The organism is Gordonia sp. i37 (genome assembly GCF_002043085.1).
Lineage (GTDB): Bacteria > Actinomycetota > Actinomycetes > Mycobacteriales > Mycobacteriaceae > Gordonia > Gordonia polyisoprenivorans.
Genome location: NZ_MVPX01000068.1, coordinates 21,456 through 27,732, shown reverse-complemented (window position 1 = coordinate 27,732; position 6,277 = coordinate 21,456). Strand labels below are relative to the sequence as shown.

5 protein-coding genes are annotated in these 6,277 nt (G+C 66.8%); 4 read left to right on the top strand and 1 reads right to left on the bottom strand.

From position 1 onward, the window contains the following. The first annotated feature begins 53 nt into the window (after window positions 1-53). From B1964_RS02725 to B1964_RS02715, 3 genes are read left to right on the top strand one after another with little or no spacing between them, the layout of a single operon-like run. Window positions 54-728: a DUF1028 domain-containing protein gene (locus B1964_RS02725; RefSeq protein WP_079928708.1), complete on the top strand. Its 675-nt coding sequence runs from the start codon at window positions 54-56 to the stop codon at window positions 726-728. 29 nt (window positions 729-757) lie between these two features. Further along, window positions 758-1,882, top strand: a complete 1,125-nt coding sequence (locus B1964_RS02720) for a M20 family metallopeptidase (protein WP_172398732.1) — start codon at window positions 758-760, stop codon at window positions 1,880-1,882. 37 nt (window positions 1,883-1,919) lie between these two features. Continuing rightward, window positions 1,920-3,359, top strand: a complete 1,440-nt coding sequence (locus tag B1964_RS02715; protein ID WP_079928706.1) for an aspartate ammonia-lyase — start codon at window positions 1,920-1,922, stop codon at window positions 3,357-3,359. On the opposite strand, the gene B1964_RS02710 is transcribed toward B1964_RS02715, so the two are convergent. After that, complete coding sequence (locus B1964_RS02710; RefSeq protein ID WP_079928705.1) at window positions 3,298-3,954, bottom strand: TetR/AcrR family transcriptional regulator; 657 nt, start codon at window positions 3,952-3,954, stop codon at window positions 3,298-3,300. The genes B1964_RS02715 and B1964_RS02710 overlap by 62 nt on opposite strands. Window positions 3,955-4,162: 208 nt before the next feature. On the opposite strand from B1964_RS02710, the gene B1964_RS02705 reads away from it, so the two are divergent. After that, the gene (locus B1964_RS02705) at window positions 4,163-6,265 is read left to right on the top strand and encodes an FAD-dependent oxidoreductase (protein WP_079928704.1); all 2,103 of its coding nucleotides are present in this window, start codon (window positions 4,163-4,165) and stop codon (window positions 6,263-6,265) included. Window positions 6,266-6,277 lie beyond the last annotated feature (12 nt).

Sequence of the window (6,277 nt, the reverse complement as noted above, 5' to 3'; positions counted from 1 at the left end):
GCGCCCGCCGTTGTCAGCGAACCCGTTCTCACCGAACCGAAGTCCGACGATCGATGACACTCTCACTGATCGCCCACGAACCGGCAACGGGTGCCTTCGGCATCGTGATCTGCTCGTCGAGCCCGGCAGTCGCCGCGCGCTGCGCGCACCTGCGGCCAGGTGTCGGTGTGGTCGCCTCGCAGAACATCACCAATCCGGCGCTGGGCACCGCCGTGCTCGACGAGATGGCTGTTGGCGCCAACGCGCCGGATGCTCTGGCAAATGCACTGTCGCGGGAGCGCTTTCCGGACCATCGACAGGTCACCGCAATCGGGGCCGACGGCACGACAGCAGTGCACTCGGGCTCGCAGAGCCTCGGTGTGTACGGTCACATCGAGGCCGAGAACGTGGTCGCCGCTGGCAATCTCCTGGCCGACGAGAGCGTTCTCACCGAACTGGTGACCGGCTACACCCGCAGTAGGGCAGAACATCTCGAGGAGCGACTACTCGACGGGCTACGTGATGCGCTCGCTGCCGGCGGTGAGGCCGGCCCGGTGCATTCGGCCGGACTGCTCGTCGTGGCCGACGTCGACTGGCCGGTCACCGATCTGCGGGTCGATTTCGCCGACGACCCAGTGGACGAAATGAGTGCCCTCTGGCAGATCTGGGCACCACAGAAGGACGACTACCGGGTGCGCGGTATCGACCCGACGCGCGCCCCCTCGTACGGTGTTGCGGGGGATCTGTGAGCACCCTCGACTCGGCGCTCGCCGATAAGATCGCCGCCGATCATTCGCTGCTGACCACGCTGTCCCGGGAGCTGTACGATGATCCCGAGATTGCCTGGGAGGAAGTACGTTCGGCGCGGCGGGTGGCCGATCGCCTGTCCGACGCCGGCTTCGAGATCACGGAGAAATACTGCGGGCTCGACACCGCCTTTGCCGCGACGATCGGGACCGGCGACCTCCATTTCGCGCTGTGCGCCGAGTATGACGCACTTCCTGGCCTCGGTCACGCCTGCGGCCACAATCTGATCTCGGCGATCACCGTCGGTGCGGCGCTCGCTCTCGCGCCGCTCACCGACGATCTCGGGTTGCGTCTGACCGTCATCGGCACACCTGCCGAAGAGGGCGGCGGGGGCAAGATCGAGATGCTCGAACGCAATGGTTTCGATGGTCAACACGCTGCCGCAATGGTGCATCCAGGACCGGTCGATGTGGCGCGGGCCCGGCCATTTGCTGTGTCGCACAACCATATCGAGTATCACGGCAAGGCTGCGCACGCCGCCGCCTACCCCGAGCGTGGGGTCAACGCCGCCGATGCGTTCACTGTCGCGCAGGTTGCGATCGGGCTGCTTCGGCAACAGCTGCCGTCGTCGGTGCGCGTGCACGGGATGATGACCCGTGGCGGGGAGGCGCCCAACGCCATCGCCGAGCACACCGAGGGCCGCTGGTATGTGCGGGCCGAGACGCTCGCCGAACTCGCCGAGGTGACGCCCCGGGTACTGCGCTGCTTCGAGGCCGGCGCCCTGGCGTCCGGGGCTCGGCTCACTGTGACACCCGAATCCCGTCCGTACGCCGAATTCCGCACCGACGAGCAACTTCTCGGACTGTACGAACGTCGCGCCACCGCACTCGGCCGGCGTTTCGAGACCGGATCGGACTCGATGATGGCACGGGCATCGACCGACATGGGCAATGTGTCGCAGCTACTCCCCGCGATCCATCCCTACATCGGTATCGATTCGATGCCGGCGGTCAATCACCAGGCCGAGTTCGCCGCGGCCACCCTGAGCCCGGCCGCCGAGACCGCGATCGCGCACGGTGCGCTCGCGATGGCGGGAACCGTTGTCGACGCCGCGATGCAGTCGACTGTTCGGACTCGTCTGCTGGGCGCCCACTGACCCACCGTCCCCCACCGACCCAACGGAGGAGAACATCGTGTCCACCGAGCCTCATGCCGCCTTCCGTATCGAACACGACCTGCTCGGCGACCGGGAGATCCCCGCCGGGGCCTACTACGGTGTGCACACCGCCCGTGCACTCGAGAACTTCCCGATCAGCGGGGTTCCGATCGCCGTCCACCGCGATCTGGTGATTGCACTGGCCTCGGTCAAACAAGCAGCAGCGCAGACCAATCGCGAACTCGGGCTCCTCGACCCAGTCATCGCCGGGGCGATCACGGACGCCTGTACCGAGATTCGCGGTGGCGCGCTACACAATCAGTTCGTTGTCGACCAGATCCAGGGCGGCGCGGGAACGTCGACGAACATGAACGCCAACGAGGTCATCGCCAACCGTGCACTCGAGATCCTCGGTCACCCGCGAGGCACCTACACCGTCGTGCACCCGCTCGAGCACGTCAATCTCGGGCAGAGCACCAACGACGTCTACCCGACGGCGGTCAAGGCGGCCCTCGGATTCGCCGCTCGCGCCCTGGAGACCTCGCTGCGCGAACTGGCGGCGCGCTGTGTGGCCAAGTCGCAAGAATTCGGCGACATGCTCAAGCTCGGACGCACCCAATTGCAGGACGCGGTGCCGATGACCCTGGGCCAGGAGTTCAGCGCGTACGCGGTGACCATCGTCGAGGACGCCGACCGGATCGCCGAGGCTGCCCTGCTGATCGCCGAGATCAACTTGGGCGGCACCGCCATCGGAACCGGTCTCAACACCGATCCGGAGTACGCCGCACGGGCCTGCGAACATCTGCGCACCATTACCGGTTTGCCGCTGAGCACCGCCGGCGATCTCGTGGAGGCCACCTCCGACGTCGGCGCATTCGTGCAGCTGTCCGGGGTCACCAAACGGGCCGCGGTGAAGCTGTCCAAGATCTGTAATGATCTGCGGCTCTTGTCCTCCGGACCCCGCGCAGGCTTCAACGAGATCAATCTCCCGCCGGTGCAGGCGGGGTCGAGCATCATGCCGGGCAAGGTCAATCCGGTGATCCCGGAAGCGGTCAACCAGGTGGCCTTCGAGGTGGTCGGCAATGATCTGACGATCACCATGGCCGCCGAGGCCGGACAGTTACAGCTCAACGCATTCGAGCCCATCATGGCTCGTGCACTGCTGTCGTCGCTGACCCACCTGACCGCCGCCGTGGACGTTCTCGGCGAACGCTGCATCGCAGGCATCACCGCCAATCCCGATCGTATGCGCGAGGCCGTCATGGGATCGGCGAGCCTGGCCACCGTACTGAATCCGCTGCTCGGTTACGAGGTGGCCACCGCCCTGGTGGCCGAGGCGATTGCCACCGGCGCTTCGATTCCCGATCTGGTCCGGCGCTCCCGACTCGTCGACGACGACGTCCTGGCACGCATATTCAGTCCTGCACTCCTGTCGCGTCCGCACTCGGCGGTCGAGGTCGCGCGCGACCGCCGATGATGTCGGCGCAGGCGAGTACCGCAGCGAGGTAGCCACGGAGTGCGGTACGCGCGGCGTCAGCATCCACCTCGCGGTTACGGGCGACGAGGTGGATGCCGTAGCCATCCTCGAGAGCCACCGCCGTGGCCGCGATCCGTTCGGCGTCATCGCCGAGGTCGAAGACACCGGACTCCACCCCGGCGGAGATGACGTCGCGGTAGAGCGAGACCTCGAGTTCGAACAGTCTCGACATCAGTTCGGCATGACGCGGTTCGCGCGCGCTGTGCAGATGCAACTCGTACAGTGCGGGCCACATCGGATCGTCAGGGTCGCAGACACCGAGGTCCACCAGCATCCGCAACCGTCCCACCGGATCGTCCTGGGTGGTCATGGCCGTTCGCCGACCCCCGTGGAACCGTTCGACGGCCCGCTCGTGGACGGCCAGCAGGAGGTCGTCGAGTTCTGGGTAGTAATAGGCGACCGAGCCCGCCGACATCGCCGCGGCCTCGGCGATGTCCTTGAGCCGCAGCCCGATCAATCCTCGCTCGGCGATGGCAACCGTTGCGGCGGTGATGATCTCGGAGCGCCTGGCATCCTGTCTTCGAGGTCTGGCCATGTGTGCCGATCCTGCCTTGCACCGCCGGGTGATGCAACATGCCCCGGCTGCATCGATCCAGCCGATGTCACGGATCGGATCTTCGCACGACGAGATCCCGCTGACAGCTGTGCGCGGTGGCCGAGCTCGCGATACCGTCGATTCATTCTTTGAGATTGAACCCAAAGAATGAGGTGCTCCCTCACAGTCCAGCCTCCGGAGTGTTCCCATGCGCGATCCCCGCTACGACGTCCTCTTCGAACCGGTCACCATCGGACCGGTCACCGCCCGCAACCGCTTCTTCCAGGTGCCGCACTGCAACGGCATGGGGTACCGCGATCCCTCCGGCGAGGCCGCGATGCGCCGCACCAAGGCCGAGGGAGGCTGGGCCGTGGTCTGCACCGAGCAGGTGGAGATACACCCCACCTCCGACATCGGCCCGTTCATCGAGCTACGCCTCTGGGACGACAAGGACATGCCGGCGATCGCCCGCATCGCCGAGCAGATCCACGAGGGCGGCGCACTCGCCGGCATCGAGCTGGCACACAACGGCCTCAACAGCCCCAATCTCATCAGCCGCGAAACCCCCTTGGCGCCACAACATCTGCCCGTCGTCTCGTGGAACTTCGATCCGGTTCAGGCACGCGCGATGAGCAAGTCCGACATCGTCGACCTGCGCAAGTGGCACGCCGATTCGGTGCACCGATCACTGCGAGCGGGCTACGACATCGTCTACGTCTACGCCGGGCACGCCATCGGCGGCCTGCACCACTTCCTCTCGCCCCGCTACAACAACCGCACCGACGAGTATGGCGGGAGCCTGGAGAATCGGGTGCGGTTGATCCGCGAGATCCTCGAGGACACCCGGGAGATCGCCGACGGCAAAGCGGCTGTCGCCTGCCGCATCTCGGTGGATGAACTCCTCGGTGACGACGGCATCACCCGCGCGGAGATGGAGGACGTGTTCGGCCTCATCGGCGAGCACCCCGACCTCTGGGACCTGGTGCTCGGCAGCTGGGAGGACGATTCGGTGACCTCGCGGTTCGGCCCCGAGGCCGAACAGGAACCGTTCGTCACCGGACTCAAGCAGCTCACCACGAAACCCGTTGTCGGCGTGGGCCGCTTCACCTCCCCGGACACCATGGTCCGCCACGTCCGCAGCGGCATCCTCGATCTCATCGGTGCCGCCCGGCCCTCCATCGCGGATCCGTTCATGCCCAACAAGATCGAACGTGGAGATCTCGAGGACATCCGCGAATGCATCGGCTGCAACATCTGCGTGTCCGGCGACTTCACCATGTCGCCCATCCGCTGCACCCAGAATCCGACCATGGGTGAGGAGTTCCGTCGCGGCTGGCATCCCGAACGCATCGCCCCGGCCACCTCGGCGTCGTCGGTGCTCGTGGTCGGAGCCGGGCCGGCAGGCTTGGAAGCCGCGCGCTCGCTGGGCAACCGCGGCTATCCGGTGACCCTCACCGAGGCGAGCCGCGTACTCGGCGGGCGCGTGGCCAAGGAGTCCACGCTCCCCGGCCTGTCCGCATGGATTCGGGTCGTCGACTACCGGCTGCAACAGCTCGATCGTCTCGACGATGTGGAGGTCTATCGCGAGTCACCGATGACCGAGCAGGACATCCTCGAGTACGGCTTCGACCACGTGGTGGTCGCCACCGGCTCGTCGTGGCGTCGTGATGGGGTGGGCCGCTGGCACACCCACCCCATCGAGATCGACCCCACCCCCGAAGTCCTCACCCCCGACGACATCATCGCCGGGCTTCGTCCCGCCGGAAAGCGCATCGTGCTCTTCGACGACGACCACTACTACCTCGGCGCCGTCATCGCGGAGTTGCTCGCCAAGGAGGGGTATGCGGTCACCCTGGTCACCCCCGCGCCGCAGGTGTCGCAATGGACGGTGAACACCATGGAGGCCCACCGCATCCGGGCTCGGATCATCGAGGCCGGCGTGGAGGTCCGCACCGACACCGCGCTCACCGCGATCGGTGCCGGCGGCGTCGGCACCGCCTGCCGATTCACCGGGCGCACCGGAGAACTCGACGCCGACGCCGTCGTCCTCGTCACCGCCCGACTCCCCCACGACGAGCTGTATACGGCCCTGCACGCACGCGCCGACGAGTGGTCTGCCGCAGGCGTGCGCTCGGTACGCGGCATCGGCGACGCATGGGCACCCTCGACGATCGCCGCCGCGGTGTGGGCGGGCCATCGGTACGCCGAGGAACTCGATGTCGAGAAGTCCGATGACCTGGTGCCGTTCCGGCGCGAGGTCACCCAGTTGTCCATCGAACCGGTGTTCCGAACACCGGTGACGGCCTCGTGACCGGCCCGAAGG